16 protein-coding genes are annotated in these 15459 nt (G+C 46.5%); 3 read left to right on the top strand and 13 right to left on the bottom strand.

The annotated features are described in order from the left end of the window. Nucleotides 1–49: 49 nt before the first annotated feature. Nucleotides 50–2722 carry a valine--tRNA ligase gene (locus QM717_RS19245; RefSeq protein ID WP_415040020.1) on the top strand — a complete coding sequence of 891 codons (2673 nt, stop codon included), beginning with the start codon at nucleotides 50–52 and terminating at the stop codon, nucleotides 2720–2722. 45 nt (nucleotides 2723–2767) lie between these two features. Here QM717_RS19245 and QM717_RS19240 read toward each other — a convergent pair whose 3' ends face one another. The 8 genes from QM717_RS19240 to rsfS form a co-directional block, all read right to left on the bottom strand. After that, entirely contained in the window at nucleotides 2768–3943 is a 1176-nt protein-coding gene (locus QM717_RS19240) for a hypothetical protein (protein ID WP_415040018.1), read from the bottom strand. Between the two features lie 109 nt (nucleotides 3944–4052). Then, nucleotides 4053–4829, bottom strand: a complete 777-nt coding sequence (locus QM717_RS19235; protein ID WP_415040016.1) for a superoxide dismutase — start codon at nucleotides 4827–4829, stop codon at nucleotides 4053–4055. Nucleotides 4830–4833: 4 nt separating this feature from the next. Continuing rightward, nucleotides 4834–5103 (bottom strand): acyl-CoA-binding protein, encoded by a 270-nt coding sequence (locus tag QM717_RS19230; RefSeq protein ID WP_415040014.1) that lies wholly within the window; start codon nucleotides 5101–5103, stop codon nucleotides 4834–4836. Continuing rightward, the gene (locus tag QM717_RS19225) at nucleotides 5103–5756 is read right to left on the bottom strand and encodes a phosphatidylserine decarboxylase family protein (RefSeq protein WP_415040012.1); all 654 of its coding nucleotides are present in this window, start codon (nucleotides 5754–5756) and stop codon (nucleotides 5103–5105) included. Before QM717_RS19225 ends, QM717_RS19230 begins: the two co-directional genes overlap by 1 nt. Beyond that, nucleotides 5746–6546, bottom strand: coding sequence for a phosphatidate cytidylyltransferase (locus QM717_RS19220; protein ID WP_415040011.1), 801 nt, complete (start codon nucleotides 6544–6546; stop codon nucleotides 5746–5748). Before QM717_RS19220 ends, QM717_RS19225 begins: the two co-directional genes overlap by 11 nt. A 1-nt stretch (nucleotide 6547) precedes the next feature. Beyond that, nucleotides 6548–7150: an LUD domain-containing protein gene (locus tag QM717_RS19215; protein WP_415040010.1), complete on the bottom strand. Its 603-nt coding sequence runs from the start codon at nucleotides 7148–7150 to the stop codon at nucleotides 6548–6550. A 109-nt stretch (nucleotides 7151–7259) separates the two neighbouring features. Then, nucleotides 7260–9182 carry an ATP-dependent zinc metalloprotease FtsH gene (gene ftsH / locus QM717_RS19210; RefSeq protein ID WP_415040008.1) on the bottom strand — a complete coding sequence of 641 codons (1923 nt, stop codon included), beginning with the start codon at nucleotides 9180–9182 and terminating at the stop codon, nucleotides 7260–7262. Between the two features lie 13 nt (nucleotides 9183–9195). Next, nucleotides 9196–9567: a ribosome silencing factor gene (rsfS, locus tag QM717_RS19205; protein WP_415040006.1), complete on the bottom strand. Its 372-nt coding sequence runs from the start codon at nucleotides 9565–9567 to the stop codon at nucleotides 9196–9198. A gap of 93 nt (nucleotides 9568–9660) precedes the next feature. Between rsfS and QM717_RS19200 the strand changes: the two genes are divergently transcribed. Further along, entirely contained in the window at nucleotides 9661–10380 is a 720-nt protein-coding gene (locus tag QM717_RS19200; protein WP_415040004.1) for a biotin--[acetyl-CoA-carboxylase] ligase, read from the top strand. Between the two features lie 110 nt (nucleotides 10381–10490). Here QM717_RS19200 and QM717_RS19195 read toward each other — a convergent pair whose 3' ends face one another. After that, nucleotides 10491–10883, bottom strand: coding sequence for an SRPBCC family protein (locus QM717_RS19195; RefSeq protein ID WP_415040002.1), 393 nt, complete (start codon nucleotides 10881–10883; stop codon nucleotides 10491–10493). A 38-nt stretch (nucleotides 10884–10921) separates the two neighbouring features. Next, on the bottom strand, nucleotides 10922–11569 hold the full coding sequence (gene pyrE, locus QM717_RS19190; RefSeq protein WP_415040001.1) for an orotate phosphoribosyltransferase: 648 nt from the start codon (nucleotides 11567–11569) through the stop codon (nucleotides 10922–10924). A gap of 8 nt (nucleotides 11570–11577) precedes the next feature. Here pyrE and QM717_RS19185 point away from each other — a divergent pair, with 8 nt between their 5' ends. Next, nucleotides 11578–12180, top strand: coding sequence for an NUDIX hydrolase (locus tag QM717_RS19185; protein ID WP_415040000.1), 603 nt, complete (start codon nucleotides 11578–11580; stop codon nucleotides 12178–12180). 75 nt (nucleotides 12181–12255) lie between these two features. Here the strand turns inward: QM717_RS19185 and QM717_RS19180 are convergent, their stop codons facing one another. The 3 genes from QM717_RS19180 to QM717_RS19170 all read right to left on the bottom strand — a co-directional run bounded on the left by QM717_RS19180 (nucleotide 12256) and on the right by QM717_RS19170 (nucleotide 15390). Then, entirely contained in the window at nucleotides 12256–13944 is a 1689-nt protein-coding gene (locus tag QM717_RS19180) for a M14 family metallopeptidase (protein ID WP_415039998.1), read from the bottom strand. 245 nt (nucleotides 13945–14189) lie between these two features. After that, nucleotides 14190–14648, bottom strand: coding sequence for a pantetheine-phosphate adenylyltransferase (gene coaD / locus QM717_RS19175; RefSeq protein WP_415039997.1), 459 nt, complete (start codon nucleotides 14646–14648; stop codon nucleotides 14190–14192). 49 nt (nucleotides 14649–14697) lie between these two features. Continuing rightward, a complete protein-coding gene (locus tag QM717_RS19170) occupies nucleotides 14698–15390 on the bottom strand; it encodes a DUF421 domain-containing protein (protein WP_415039995.1) in 693 nt (230 codons plus the stop codon). Nucleotides 15391–15459 lie beyond the last annotated feature (69 nt).

Genomic DNA, 15459 nt, shown 5'->3' with positions numbered 1-15459 from the left:
ATTTTGAAGTACAATTAAACGATTCAACAAATAAACGATTCAACAATAAATGAGCATTCCCGCACAATTCGACTCCAAAGCCATAGAACAAAAATGGTACGACTACTGGATGAAAAACAACTATTTCCATTCAGAACCTGATTCGCGCACGCCTTACACCATCGTAATTCCGCCGCCCAATGTGACTGGCGTCTTGCACATGGGGCACATGCTCAACAATACAATCCAAGATGTTTTGATCCGTCGCGCGCGCCTCAAAGGGTTCAATGCCTGTTGGGTGCCCGGAACCGACCACGCGTCGATTGCCACTGAAGCCAAGGTTGTAGCCAAACTCAAAGCCGAAGGCATCAACAAAAACGACCTCACACGCGAAGAATTCCTCAAGCACGCCTGGGAATGGACCGACAAATACGGCGGTGTAATCCTCGACCAACTCAAGAAATTGGGTGCGTCGTGCGATTGGGAACGCACCAAATTCACGATGGATCCCGATATGTCAGCTTCGGTTATTCGCTCGTTTGTCGATTTGTACAACAAAGGACTCATTTACCGCGGCTACCGCATGGTCAATTGGGATCCGGAAGCCAAGACGACTTTGTCCGACGAAGAAGTGATTTACGAAGAACAACAAGGCAAATTGTTTTATCTGCGTTATCAAATAGAAGGCAGCGATGAATACGTAACGATAGCGACCACGCGTCCAGAAACGATTCTGGGCGATACCGCGATTTGCATCAATCCGAACGATGAAAGATACACGCGCCTCAAAGGCAAAAAAGCCATCGTGCCGATTGCCAACCGCGTGATTCCGATCATCGAGGACGAATATGTCGATATCGAATTCGGAACGGGCTGCCTCAAAGTAACCCCTGCGCATGATGTCAACGATAAGGCATTGGGCGAAAAACACCACCTCGAGATCATCGATATCTTCAACGAAGACGCGACGCTCAATTCGTACGGTCTGCATTACCAAGGCAAAGACCGTTTCATAGTGCGCGACGAAATCGCCAAGGAACTCGAATCGCTCGGCAATCTGGTCAAAACCGAAACGCATTTGAACAAAGTAGGTACTTCCGAAAGGACCAAGGCCGTCATCGAACCGCGTCTGTCCGACCAATGGTTCCTCAAGATGGACGATTTGGTCAAACCGGCGATCAAAGCGGTTTTGGAAAGCGACGAAATCAAATTGTATCCGAAGAAATTCGAAAATACGTACCGCCATTGGTTGGAGAACATCCGCGACTGGAACATCTCGCGCCAATTGTGGTGGGGCCAGCAGATTCCGGCCTATTATTATGGCGACGGCAAAGAGGATTTTGTCGTAGCGGAAACGCCAGCCGAAGCACTCGAACTCGCCAAAGCCAAAAATCCGGACATCACCGCCGAAACCTTGAGACAAGATGCCGATGCACTCGATACGTGGTTCTCCTCCTGGTTGTGGCCGATGGCCGTTTTCGGGGGCATCATGGATCCGGAAAGCAAGGATTTCAAATATTATTATCCGACCAACGACCTCGTGACCGGACCCGATATTTTGTTTTTCTGGGTTGCGCGAATGATCATCGCGGGTTATGAATACGCCGATGCCAAACCGTTTACCAATGTATATCTGACCGGATTGGTCCGCGACAAGCAACGTCGTAAAATGTCAAAATCACTTGGGAATTCACCTGATCCATTGGATTTGATCGATAAATTTGGAGCCGATGGCGTTCGCGTCGGGTTGTTGCTCAGTGCTTCTGCCGGAAACGACATCTTGTTCGACGAAGAATTGTGCGCGCAAGGCAAAGGATTCACGAATAAAATCTGGAATGCCTTCCGACTCATCAAGGGTTGGGAAGTCGCCGATATCGCGCAACCCGAATCGTCCAAAGTGGCGATCGAATGGTACGAAGCCAAGTTGCAACAGACGTTGGCCGAAATCGAAGACCATTTCGAAAAGTACCGCATTTCCGATGCGCTCATGGCCATCTACAAATTGGTCTGGGACGACTTCTGTTCGTGGTTCCTCGAAATGATCAAGCCGGCCTACCAGCAACCGATCGACAGTGCCACATTCGCCAAAGCGATAGAAATGCTCGAAAGCAACCTCAAATTGTTGCATCCGTTCATGCCGTTCCTGACCGAGGAAATCTGGCAGCACATTGCCCAAAGAAGCGAGGACGAAGCTTTAATTGTATCGTCATGGCCGGAAAGAAAAGAATTGGAGGTCTCATCATTCGATATGAATGAAGATTTCTCAAATTTCGAGCGCCCGATGAAATTGATTGCTGCTTTTGATCATGCGGCTGAAGTCATTTCCGGAATCCGTACGATCCGCAAAGAGAAAAACATCCCATTTAAGGATGCCATCGATTTGAAAGCGGTCAACAAGGATCAATTGTCGACCTATTTCGATCCAGTCATCATGAAACTCGGCAACATTACCGCGTTGGAATACGTTTCGGAGAAAGTCGACGGCGCCTTGTCGTTCCGTGTCAAATCGAACGAATATTTCATCCCGATTACCGGGGCGATCGATGTCGACCAGGAAATCGCGAAACTGACCGAAGAATTGAATTACACGCAAGGTTTCCTTAAATCGGTGCAGGCCAAACTGTCGAATGAGAAATTCGTCAACGGCGCACCCGAGAAAGTCCTCGAGATGGAACGCAAGAAAGAAGCCGATGCGCTTGCGAAGATCGCGACGATTGAGCAGAGCTTGGCGAGTTTGAAATAAAAAAAAATCCCGAATACTATTCGGGATTTTTTTATGCTTTAATGTTTAGTACCTCCTGATCGGGAAAACATAAGTGCCGCCGTCTTTGTCTGAGGTATGGTATTGCGCGGTATTGCTGACCGTATAGATGGTGTAGCCTTGATAGGCCGTGGTTTCTGTGGAAGTCCAGCAACTGTCCAGGTTGATGTTGATTCCCCGGAGGCTTTGCAATACAGTGACCATTTCATCCCTGGATCCCAAAAACCAATCCGTGTAACTGTTTTTTACAAAATTATAGCAGAGTCGTGCCGCGCAATTGGCCGCGCCACAACCCGATACGATTGTGGTGGTATTGGTCAGCCCGGTTCCCATTTCGGGATAGGTGTTGGAAACCAGTGTGCCGTAGCAACCCCATTGTACGTAATTTCCACTGTACATGAGTGAGGTAGGATTTACTTCAAGATAACGCCATCCATCGGTCGATTCACCTTTGTCGAAAGCAACGTATCCGCCTGCTGGTCCAAAATAACCCGCCGTACGGAAGCTGGATTCTGCGCCATAATACACCTGATTGTTGTTGATTTCATAATAAGGGCGGGCATAGTACACCGTGTTGGGCGTCAGCGGATCGATCTGGATGATGTTGGTATTTTCTTGATAACCTGCCGACAGTGAGAAATTCAATTCTTCGCTATTGGCCAATGTAGGATTCTGGATGGTTCCATAACAAACCCCGATCTCGGTTACGTTTTCAGGCACATTAAGCACATTGATCCTGAAAAGTGCCCTGTTGGTGATGATGTTTTTGGTCGTCAGGTTCTCGATTGGATAGGTTGTCGAAAAAGTAATGTCATTTCCATAAACGACCTGGGAACCGACAAAATTGGAAGTCCTTGCGTAAGCGCGCACATGATAAAGCCTGTTGGGCTCGTACATGTTCAGTGTTTGCGAAAAAGCCCCGGTATGGCTGCCGTTGTTGCTTACCACACGGGCATTTTCTAGGGTTGGATTGATGTCGGTCCCGATGCAAAAGCCATAATCATACATTCCGGTTCCGGCATTGGTGATGTTTCCGTTGAGCGTAACCGAAAGCCCGTTGACATTCTCAGCCGAAACCGTATTTACGGCCGCAGGAGTAACGGTCGGAACTACAGGCTCGCCACCACCGTCATCCGATGAGGAGCAATGGACAAGCAAAAGGCTTGATAGTAAAACTGTTGAAATTCTTAAAATTGTTCTCACGTGTTTGATGTTTTTGTTTGATGGCGCAAGAAACTTCTAATTAATAGGAAAATCAAATTTTTAACAGAATTATTTTTTCAAAAAAAAAGCCCTAAAATAGGGCGGTGGTTTAATATTTTCTTCGCATCGCGTCTTCGTAACGCTCATTGACCTTGGTCCAGTTGATGGCATTGAAAAAGTTGTCGATGTAATTTTTGCGTTTGTACCGGAAATTGAGGTAATAAGCGTGTTCCCAAACATCCAGGCCCAAAATCGGTGTGCCTTTGATGGGCATCTGCGGCATCAGCGGATTGTCTTGGTTCGGGGTCGAGATGACTTGCAGTTTTCCGGCACGGTCAGTGATGAGCCAAGCCCAACCCGAGCCGAACTGCTTTGAAGCCGCATCAGAAAAAGCCGTCTTGAAATTGTCGAACGAACCAAAATCGCGGTTGATGGCTACGGCCAAGGTATCCTTGGGGGCGCCACCGGCTTTGGGTGCCATGCCTTCAAAAAAGAGGGTGTGGTTGTAATAACCGCCGGCATTGTTGCGCAAATCGGCGTTGCTCATGTCGAGCTTGGCGATCAGTTCCTCGATGGGCAGTTTTTCCTGCTCGGTTCCGGCAATGAGGCGATTGAGGTTGTTGGTATAAGTGAGGTAATGTTTCGAATAATGGATCTCCATCGTAAGCGCATCGAGGTTCGGGGCCAATGCATCATAGGCATATGGCAGCTTGGCCATGGCAAACGTCCCTTCGTCGGCTTTGACGTCATCGGGTTGCCCGAGGGTTACTTTTTCTTCTGCGGCAGGCAACGGAACCTCGACCACCTCGGTCAGTTTCTTTTTGTTGCACGAAAGCAAGGCCGCGGTAACCAAAAAACACGGCAGCAAAAGTTTGATCGTCTTCATAATGTTATTTTTTTTGTAGGGAAAGGATCGCCTCGATGTACAATTCTTTGGCCTCATCGATCGAGAGATGGCTGATTTGCATCCAGGCATTGGTCTTGAAGGCATTCCTGAGGTCGAAATTGGCGCTGAAATTGGCAGTCGGGCTTCCAGAAGTCGCCTGTTTGTAATAGGCATACAAACGCAACTGCACATCCTGTGGCAGATCGGATTGCGACATGGTATCGGCGATTTCGACCGCTTCCTTAAAACGGGTATCTAGATCTTTTTCGGACATTAGGATTTAGTGGCAATGATTGTTTTCCCGCCAACTGCCTTCTGGTTTAATTGGACGTTGATTTCGGTGCCTAAAGGTAAAAATAAATCCACCCTCGAACCAAATTTAATAAATCCGGCATCTGTCCCTTGGACGACCTGCATCCCAGCCTCGGCATAATTGACGATGCGTTTGGCCAAGGCGCCCGCAATCTGGCGGTACAGGATTTCACCAAAAATCCTATTTTCGACCACAACCGTGGTTCTTTCGTTTTCGGTGCTCGCTTTCGGATGCCAGGCCACGAGGTATTTGCCCGGGTGGTATTTGCTGAAATTGATCCTTCCGTTGACCGGATAGCGCGTCACGTGTACGTTGATCGGCGACATAAAGATCGAAACCTGTAGGCGTTGGTCCTTGAAATATTCGGCTTCGTAGACTTCTTCGATGACCACGACTTTTCCGTCGACCGGCGCGATGATGTGGTTGTCGCTGATGTCGACCGCCCTTTTTGGATTTCTGAAAAATTGCAAAATCATGACCAGAAAGAACAAAACGACGAGCATGGTCCCCATCCGAAGCCAAGGCAAAGTGATGAAATGATCGATAACCAATAGCAACACTACGGTCAGTGTCGTCGAAATCAGGATAATTTTTGCGCCTTCTTTATGAAACATAATACAGGATTTGGTATAACAAAAAAACAAATGGTGCTACAAATATAATACTATCCAGCCGATCGAGTATGCCTCCATGGCCGGGCATGATTTTTCCGCTGTCCTTGACGCCTGCAAGCCGTTTGAATTTGGATTCGATCAAATCGCCGATTGTCCCGAAAATACTCACGACAAGCGAAATCCCGATCCACAGTACAGTGGGTTCCAAAACGAAATATTGGGCGATGAGCACGCTAAAAATAAGTGCAAAGATAAGACCTCCGAGAAAACCTTCAATCGTTTTTTTGGGAGAAATGCGTTCAAATAGTTTGTGTTTCCCGAACGATTTGCCGATTACAAAGGCAAAAGTGTCGTTGGCCCAAATCAGGATGAAAATCGAAATGATGATTTTTGGGGTGTAATCGGTAGTGATGAGCGGAATCTTGGTGATCAGTACAATCGGGAGAATGATGTACCCGATCAGGTAGACGTATTTGGAAAGTACATCGAGCGGGCGTTGGTTTTTGGCAAAAAGAAACACCATACATTTGAATGAAACAAACAGGGTTGCCGCGAGTAAAAGCCATTGCATATTGCGGTTCAAAGGCGTAAAGGTCAACAGCAGATAGGCGGCGATGGCAATACCGATCGGGAGGAACCGTTTGATGTGCACCAATTCACAAAACTCGGCCACGGTGATGAGCAGGAAAATTCCAAACAGCAACAAAAAACTCGGCAAAAATAAAGTGGCTGTAACCAGTATCGCAATGTAGACGATACCCGACAGCGTTCTCGTGAGCGTTTCGTTCATCTTAAAGGTCTTCTAAAAGCAGCAGGTAGAGGTTTTTGGCAGAGCTTCCGTATTGCAGGAAATCTTCCTCTTTGGCTTTTTCGAAATATTTGATGGTAGTGATATTGGTAGGGTAGTCCTTGTCGTATTTTTTCTTGATCACGCGGAGTCCGTCGCTTTTGCTTTCGAGAATCTGGCTCGTCGTGGCGATGATGACAATGTTGACCGGTAAATCGTTGGGTTTGTTTTGTTTGATCTGGTTAGAGGAAAACAGGATCGAGCCTTCATCGGCTATGAGGTTTTCGCAACTGGCCAGTAAGAATTTGGGGTTTGAAACGTTCTTGTATTCGAGCTTGTTCTCATCGAGCAGATGGTACAATTTCGGTTCGAAACAAATCGCTTCACTCTCAAACCAGTCGTTTTCTTCGAGGATGTTCTCAAACTGTTCCTTGACCTCGTCGAGGTTTTCGCAATACAGGAATTTGCCACCGTTTTTCTTGAAATTGAAGGTGAACTTTTCATCAGCAGGAGCTGAAAGATTGGCTTGCAGGTTGTTGAATTCGCTCTCTTTTTCCTCGTCGGAAGAATCGTTGCCTGTGCCAAAAAATTTCCTGAAAAGACTCATAAAAATTAGATCAGTGTTTAGGTTTTCCCTCTTGAAAACATTCAAAGATAAAAAAATCTTATTTCAAAAACATTTGAAATAAGATTTTTTTTAAAGTTCAATTATTTTCTTACAAAGCCGTTTCTTCCTGCAGGTTGCTGTCGAAAGTACGCTTGCCAAAAATGGCTTCGAGGTCGTCCTTGAAAATCACTTCTTTCTCAATCAGGATGTCGGCCAATTGGTTCAATTTGTCCTTGTTTTCCTCAAGAATCTGGATGGCCCTTTGGTACTGGCTCTCGATCAAGGCCGAGATTTCCTTGTCGATCAATTCGGCGGTTTGTTCCGAATACGGTTTCGAAAAATTGTATTCATTTTGCCCCGTCGAATCATAATAGGTCACGTTGCCGAGCTTGTCGTTGAGTCCGTAAATGGTCACCATCGCACGGGCCTGTTTGGTCACTTTCTCGAGGTCGCTCAAGGCGCCGGTCGAGATGCGATTGAACGTTACTTTTTCGGCAGCACGTCCGCCCATGGTGGCGCACATTTCGTCGAGCATTTGGTCTGGACGAACAATCAAACGTTCTTCAGGCAAATACCAGGCGGCACCGAGACTTTGCCCGCGCGGCACAATGGTTACTTTGACCAATGGCGCAGCATGTTCGAGCATCCAACTCACGGTAGCGTGTCCGGCTTCGTGGATCGCGATGGCTTTCTTTTCTTCAGGGGTAACTATTTTATTTTTCTTTTCGAGTCCACCGACGATACGGTCTACGGCATCGAGGAAATCCTGTTTGTCGACTGCTTTTTTGTCTTTACGCGCTGCAATCAAGGCTGCTTCGTTACAGACGTTGGCGATGTCGGCTCCTGAAAATCCTGGGGTTTGTTTGGCCAGGAAATCGGTATCGAGCGCTTCTTCTTTTTTGAGCGGCGCCAAATGCACCTCGAAGATTTCTTTTCTTTCGCGGATGTCCGGCAGGTCCACAAAAATCTGGCGGTCGAAACGTCCGGCACGCATGAGCGCTTTGTCGAGTACATCTGCACGGTTGGTCGCGGCCAAAACGATGACATTCGAATTGGTTCCGAAACCATCCATTTCCGTAAGCAATTGGTTCAAGGTGTTTTCGCGTTCGTCGTTTCCGCCCGAAATATTATTTTTTCCACGCGCCCTACCGACCGCGTCAATCTCGTCGATGAAGATGATTGCCGGGGATTTTTCTTTCGCCTGTTTGAACAAGTCACGGACACGCGAGGCACCCACACCGACAAACATTTCGACGAAATCGGAACCCGACAACGAGAAAAACGGGACGCGTGCTTCACCGGCTACGGCTTTGGCCAGCAAGGTTTTTCCGGTTCCCGGAGGCCCTACGAGCAAAGCGCCTTTCGGGATTTTACCCCCGATACTGGTGTATTTTTCTGGATTTTTGAGGAATTCTACGATTTCCTGGATTTCTTCCTTGGCGCCTTCGAGTCCGGCTACGTCCTTGAAAGTCGTCTTGATGTCAGTTTTTTCGTCGAACAATTTGGCTTTCGATTTCCCGATGTTGAAAATCTGGCCGCCACCGCCACCACCGCCGCTGCTCATCTTGCGCATGATATAAATCCACAGTCCGACAATGATGATGATCGAGAACAGGTTGAAGAAATCGGACCAGTTGCTTTTTTGCTGGAAGCTGAAATCCTGCAATTTTTTCTGGGCTACGGCATCTTCCATTTTTTTCTGGAAAATTTCATCGTTCCCGATGTCGAACACATAGTGCGGGCCTTTGGTGTTCGGACGTTCGAACATGTCTTTGGACACATCCTTGTGCTCGGGCTTGGACAAGGCCGCTTTGGTCAGGTAGACTTCGGCTTCGGATTTATTGTAGACCACCACTCTTGCCACGTCGCCATGATCCAAAAACGTGTTGAACTTGGACGAGGTTGTTTTGGCTGGATCCTGGAATCCCGAGCCGCCGCCACTGACGAAAATCAATGCGAATATGAGGAAAATAGCGCCGTAAATAAGCCACGGACTTATTTTAAATCTGTTTGGACTAGGTTTATTATCCATTGTCTGTTTTTCTTTAGTATTTGGTTTGGATGGTCGTGATTTTGGCGTCACCCCAAAGGCTTTCGATATTGTAGTATTCGCGGATGTGTTTCTGGAAAACATGCACGACGATGTTGACATAGTCCATGAGCACCCATTCGGCATTGTCCGTGCCTTCCACGTGCCATGGTTTGTCCTTTAATTCTTTGGATACGGTTTTTTGGACCGAGTTGACGATCGCATTAACCTGGGTATTGGAATTACCGTTGCAGATGATGAAATAGTCGCAGGCTGCGTTGTCTATTTCGCGTAAATCCAAAATGTCTATATCGTTGCCTTTTACTTCTTCAATCCCTTTGATGATGTTAGCCAGTAAAACATCATTATTTATTGTCTTTTTCGCCATTAATGTTTTCGTATAAGTGTGCAAAGTTACCATTTTTTGTCTTTAAATTTGAACCTTAACACAAGATTAAATTCTGTCACACAAAAAATTCCGATGCGGTTAGTCAAACTTGATGCCATTGATTCCACGAATGATTTCCTCAAAAGTCTGTCACAACAGGAAAACGTTGAAAATTTTACAGTTGTAAGCGCTGAAAACCAGACCAAAGGCAAAGGCCAAATGGGCGCCGTCTGGAACTCAGAAGCGGGTAAGAATCTAATTATGAGTATGTTGGTCAAGGAGGTGTTGGTTGATGTCCATGCGATTTTTCGACTCAACGTCATCGTGGCTTTGTCGGTCATCGAAGTGCTGCAAAAGCATGTCATTCCAAAACCCAGCGTCAAATGGCCAAACGACATAATGTCAGGAAATAAGAAAGTTGGCGGGATTTTGATCGAAAACAGCATCAAAACGGGCGGGATACAATCGATTATCGGACTCGGGCTCAATGTCAATCAAACCAATTTCGACCATTTGCCGCAAGCTTCATCGCTGGCTTTGGTATCCGAAAAAGTGTTTGATAAAGAGGGATTGTTGGTTGAAATCGCCGAAGCAATTGAGCGCAACATTCCGCAAATTTCTTCCAAAAAGCTATGGGGAAATTATATTTCGAATCTATTCAGGATTGGCATTCCGACGCCGTTTGAAAAGCCAGCAGGTGAAAAGTTCATGGCCATTATCGATGGAGTGGAAGCCGATGGGAAAATCCGGTTAAAACTTGAAGATGATTCTTTTGAAACTTACGGAATTAAGGAAATCAAAATGTTGTTTTGAGAACCAAGACCGCTGCGCTGTAAGACCGTTTCACTGCTAGAGCCAAGACTATTGCGCATAAAAAAACCTTCCCGGTTAACGGAAAGGTTCTATTTATCGTAGCTTAAAGCCTATAATTTACTCATGTTTCCGGCCAAAGTCTCGATGAACTTTGAGATCGGGCCTTTGACCATCATCGCCATCATTGCATTGAATTCGCCCTCGAAAAACAACTGAACATCCGATTTGTTGTCGGCTAGCGAATCGATTTTGGCTTCCAATGTAAACGGCAATTTGTCGCTGGCCGCACCCAGGACGAGTTTGTTTGGAGCCGATTTCTCTTTCATTTTGAGTTTGATTTCGGGCATGCCTTTGAGTCCGAAAATAAACGATTCGTCTCCTGTCACCTCGAATTTCGCAATCGTGTCAGGCATTAATTTTTCGAAGTTCTTGACATCCGACAATTGGTCGAATAAATATTGTGCGGATTGGCCGACGCTGACTTTCGGAGATTCTAAATTCATATTTGGATTGTAAGATTATTGATTTTATGACTGTAAGATTAGACCTCGACGCCCCAAGTGTCCGGATGCAAACTCCATTCGCTCAAAGTGGCTTGTTCTTCCTCGGTGATGTATTTTTTGGCTACCGCAAGGTTGAGTAAATTTTGGTAATTGCTGAGCGTGTACAAATCGAGGTGTGCTTTCTTGAAGTTTTCCTCGGCCACATCGAATCCGTACGTAAAAATCGCCGCCATGCCTTTGACGTTGGCGCCCGCTTCGCGCAAGGCTTCCACGGCCATGAGGCTGCTGTTTCCGGTGCTGATCAAATCTTCTACCACCACGACATTCTGGCCTTTCTGGAGGAAACCTTCCACCTGATTTTTGCGGCCGTGTTTTTTGGGTTCGGGGCGCACATAAACGAATGGCAATCCCATGCTTTCGGCGACCAATACGCCAATTCCGATCGCGCCTGTGGCCACGCCGGCAATGACATCGGGTTTCCCGAATTGCTTCTCGATGTGCTTGGAAAATTCGTCTCGGATGTAATTCCGGATCAAAGGAAACGACAGTGTCAATCGGTTGTCACAATAAATAGGCGATTTCCAACCCGAAGCCCATGTAAAAGGATTTTTCGGATTCAATTTAATTGCATTTATTTGCAAAAGCAATTCGGCTGTCTTTTCGGCTGTATCTTTATTAAAAATCATAGTTACAAATGTATAAAGTTTTTGTGAACGACAAACCACTTTTTTTGACAAATGAGATTGTTAAAGAGACCGATTTCCAGATGTTCTTGTTGGAAAGTATTGACATCGAACAGCTTATTGTAAAGATGTTTTCAGGCAAAATTTCCAAGGCTTATCTGTATTATCCCGACGAAAAGGAAATCCTCAAAAAACTCAAGGAGAAAATTCCGGTGCAAAAGGCCGGCGGCGGGCTTGTCTATAACAAACATGGCGAGGTGTTGTTCATTTTCCGCAACGGCAAATGGGATTTGCCCAAAGGAGGCATCGAAAAAGGGGAGGAGATCGAAAACACGGCCCTGCGCGAAGTCGAGGAAGAAACCGGCGTTTCCAAATTGACGCTTGGCCGCAAGCTGCAAAAAACCTATCACATCTTCAAGCGCAACGGGCGATACAAGCTCAAGATCACGCATTGGTTTGAAATGCACACTACTTTCGCGGGTCAACTCCATCCGCAGGAAGACGAAGGAATCGAGAAAGTGGCATGGCTCAAACCCGATGAAATCCAGCAGGCGCTCACAAATTCTTACGAAAACATCAAGTTGCTTTTTGAACCCGAAAAGCAATACGAGTAGTTTTTATAGCCACGAATACACGAATTTTAAATCAAATCTTTAATTAAAAATTCGTGTATTCGTGGCCAAACTTTTTTATCTCAAAACCCGATACACCGGATATTCCATGTGCGACTTCTCATAGTAGTCGGAATGCGTGTAAATCCAATCCAATTGCGCCTGGCCCGAATCGGCAAAGGCTTTATCGGATGCTTTTTTCTGGTCGAATTCGGCTTTCAGTTTTGGGTTTTTATCGAGTAGTTCCTTGGCCAGATCCTCAAACACATAAGCCGAATAATGTTCTTTTTGCTGCAACACCGAATCGAAGAAATTCCACGCAAAAAACGAATCATTGCCCTGCGGTTCAAGCGTTTCAAGCAAATATTTGACGCCTGGCTGCTGGGTTTTGACCACGAAATCGCCAGAGTGGAAAACCATTTTTTGCTTCTTCGGAAGGAGCTTCACGGCACTGTGCGGATAATGGCCTTCATAAGCGTATTTCGACGTCTTGAAATCGCCGATGCGGTAGCTTTCGACTTCCATCTCGGTGTCTTTTTCCAAAGCGGTCATCTCGATTTGATTGATTTTGAGCAAATCGATGACGGGCCACCACGATTTTGGGATGACATACGCCTCGGGAATGGTCACTTCCAAGGACGGTTGGTAGGTTTGGTAATAGGAAACCGTTTTATTGAACGGTTTTTTTGTATCGTAAAACAAACGTGGCTTACCCGAAATGTCACTTGGCTTGTAACCGCCTTCGTATCCCAGGAATGGCAAATCGGTGGCCTTGGTCTTGTCGAGTTCCCATTGCAGCGTGTATTTTTTGCCGGGCGCATAATTGGCCAGATTGGCTTGGCGCAATTGCTTGATCTTACCGAAGTTTTGTTCCATGTAATTGATGGTCGTCAGCATGTATTGGTAAGTCACCTTGACACGCGACGCATAATCCTTGAGCATGTGCGTTTCTGGCATCGAGCCTACGGTATTGAACATCGACGCGAATCCGGTCGAATACCGCGGATAATCCATGAATTGCTCAAAGCCGTTGTCGGGTTTTTCATCGTGGATGTTGACGTACGGGACTGATTCGATGTTTTTCTTTTTGAGGTCGGCCAGCAACGCCGGAATCATTTCCTTTTCCCAAAACGTTCCAAGTTCGCCGCCCATTTTCTGGTGGTGCGTAGCGATATAGGTAAACACGTATTGGTAATCGGCGCCATTGCTCACATGATTGTCGATGAACACATCGGGGTCGACCTCGTGGAAAATCTGCGCAAAGCTCCTCGAGTTGCGTGCATCCGATTTGACGAAATCGCGGTTCAGGTCAAAATTGCGTGCATTGCCGCGAAAACCGTACACTTCCGGTCCGTTCTGGTTCGCGCGTGAATGCGAATTGCGGTTGAGCATCCCACCGATGTTGTACACCGGAATGTTGACAATCACCAGATTTTTGGGAACAGTTATTTTACCCAAAGCCAGATCGCGGAACAGCATCATCGTCGCATCGATGCCATCGGGTTCGCCGGGATGGATGCCGTTGTTGAGCAATAAGATGGCTTTCTTTTGGCGTATTTTGTCGAAATCGAAATTTTTATCGGGGCTGAACGTGACCATGTGCAGCGGTTCGCCCGAATCGGTCGGGCCCATTTCCTTCATCGAAATGGTTTCGAACTGTTGGTCGAGTAGCTTGAAATAGGCGATCGTTTCTTGATACGTCGCCGTCTGGTTGCCGTTTCCTTTTTCGTAAACGGTACGAAAATCAGGCTGGTTTTGAGCTGTCATAAAAGAAGTGATTAATATGATGAATGATGATTTGATGTGCATGTTAAGCAATGGATGTTATGCGGTAAGCGGAAGTTTTTTTATCGTTGAAATAAACTTTAACAATTTCGGCAGATTTTCTGTATCCAAGTATCATTTTTATTTTGTTGGGATATAACTTCATTGCCCCCTTCCCTAGAAGCAAGATATCTTTTTTTAGCATTACTGCATTATAGAAAAACTGTATATTTAATTGTGATTGATCACTATTGCTTCAATCGCACCGAATCCGGTACCAAAACCGTATAATCGCCGCCGTTGCGGATTACATCGCGCACAATGCTCGAACTGATGTAAGAGGTCTTGGCCGCAGTCAATAAAAACACGGTTTCGATTTTAGACAGCAAACGGTTCGTGTGCGCGATGGCTTTTTCGAATTCGAAATCGGCTGGATTGCGAAGACCACGCAGGATGAATTTTGCCTGTAGTCTATGGCACAAATCAATCGTTAAGCCTTCGTAGGTCACGACCGAAACACTCGGGAATTCGGCAAAGGCTTCCTCGATGAACCGCTTGCGTTCTTCCAACGGGAACATGTATTTCTTGTCGGCGTTGACACCGATGGCAATCACGATTTCGTCGAATAACGGGATCGCACGTTTGATGATGTCGTAATGGCCGTTGGTGATCGGGTCGAAAGAACCCGGAAAAATCGCTTTTCTCATCGGTTGTCTGTCAAAAGTGGAAATCAAAATTAGCAATAAAAAGGGAAAATCAGGTGATGCGTAAGGTTTTTATGGCTTCGACCCATTCAGATTTACGGCAATGCGGACACTGGGCGGTTCCGGTTTTCTGTGGTTCGGTGTGGCCGCAAAATGTACAGGCGTACATCCCATCCGACGGAATCATCTTGTTTTTTTGCAGGAACAGTTGCGGCGTAATCGGAAGTCCATATCGAACTTCTTCGTCCGGGTAAAAGAACACGCTCACTTCGCCCGAAGTCTCAAGATAGGCGTTTTTGACCTGTCCCAAATGTTCAACCGATTTGAGCCGCAGTTCGGTAAAAAACTCATCCTGCGCGAGGCTTTCCTTCTTGAAGTTGTGGATGGCGAATTTGCCGTCGGTCACCAGACATTCGGTCTTGCCTTCGATGAATGCCTCGAATTTCTTGCTTTTGCCCACGAGATAGGTGACGAACCGGTACAGCAGAATAATCACCGTGAAAACCGTAATGGCCGGAATCAAGCCGACGTCTTCGTAAAACATCGGGTCGCCCGCCGCCGAACCCAAAGCGATGATCAGCACGGTTTCAAAAACCGACAATTGCTTGACGCCGCGTTTGCCCGTGAGCCTTAGCGTAAGCAACAACACGACAAACATCACCGACGAGCGAAAGATGACCTCGAGCAGGAACTCGAATGGCAATTCATTAATCAGGACGCGTTCCCACTCGAAGATTTCTTTCATATTTTTTTAGTACCTGAGTGCCTGAGTAGCTGAGTGCCTGAGAATTTTTTGGAACTTAGCAATCGGGCG

It is taken from the genome of Flavobacterium sp. (assembly GCF_047602195.1).
Taxonomy (GTDB): domain Bacteria; phylum Bacteroidota; class Bacteroidia; order Flavobacteriales; family Flavobacteriaceae; genus Flavobacterium.
Note: the sequence above shows the minus strand (reverse complement) of the source record. Positions and strands in the feature narration are given on the sequence as shown.

Bases quoted from the DNA above. Each gene is read 5' to 3' on its own strand.
- QM717_RS19200 (WP_415040004.1), top strand. From the start codon at position 9,661: ATGCGGTTAGTCAAACTTGATGCCATTGATTCCACGAATGATTTCCTC.
- QM717_RS19215 (WP_415040010.1), bottom strand. From the start codon at position 7,150: ATGAGTCTTTTCAGGAAATTTTTTGGCACAGGCAACGATTCTTCCGAC.
- QM717_RS19195 (WP_415040002.1), bottom strand. From the start codon at position 10,883: ATGAATTTAGAATCTCCGAAAGTCAGCGTCGGCCAATCCGCACAATAT.
- pyrE (WP_415040001.1), bottom strand. From the start codon at position 11,569: ATGATTTTTAATAAAGATACAGCCGAAAAGACAGCCGAATTGCTTTTG.
- ftsH (WP_415040008.1), bottom strand. From the start codon at position 9,182: ATGGATAATAAACCTAGTCCAAACAGATTTAAAATAAGTCCGTGGCTT.
- QM717_RS19225 (WP_415040012.1), bottom strand. From the start codon at position 5,756: ATGTTTCATAAAGAAGGCGCAAAAATTATCCTGATTTCGACGACACTG.
- QM717_RS19185 (WP_415040000.1), top strand. From the start codon at position 11,578: ATGTATAAAGTTTTTGTGAACGACAAACCACTTTTTTTGACAAATGAG.
- rsfS (WP_415040006.1), bottom strand. From the start codon at position 9,567: ATGGCGAAAAAGACAATAAATAATGATGTTTTACTGGCTAACATCATC.
- coaD (WP_415039997.1), bottom strand. From the start codon at position 14,648: ATGAGAAAAGCGATTTTTCCGGGTTCTTTCGACCCGATCACCAACGGC.
- QM717_RS19170 (WP_415039995.1), bottom strand. From the start codon at position 15,390: ATGAAAGAAATCTTCGAGTGGGAACGCGTCCTGATTAATGAATTGCCA.
- QM717_RS19245 (WP_415040020.1), top strand. From the start codon at position 50: ATGAGCATTCCCGCACAATTCGACTCCAAAGCCATAGAACAAAAATGG.
- QM717_RS19230 (WP_415040014.1), bottom strand. From the start codon at position 5,103: ATGTCCGAAAAAGATCTAGATACCCGTTTTAAGGAAGCGGTCGAAATC.
- QM717_RS19220 (WP_415040011.1), bottom strand. From the start codon at position 6,546: ATGAACGAAACGCTCACGAGAACGCTGTCGGGTATCGTCTACATTGCG.
- QM717_RS19180 (WP_415039998.1), bottom strand. From the start codon at position 13,944: ATGACAGCTCAAAACCAGCCTGATTTTCGTACCGTTTACGAAAAAGGA.
- QM717_RS19235 (WP_415040016.1), bottom strand. From the start codon at position 4,829: ATGAAGACGATCAAACTTTTGCTGCCGTGTTTTTTGGTTACCGCGGCC.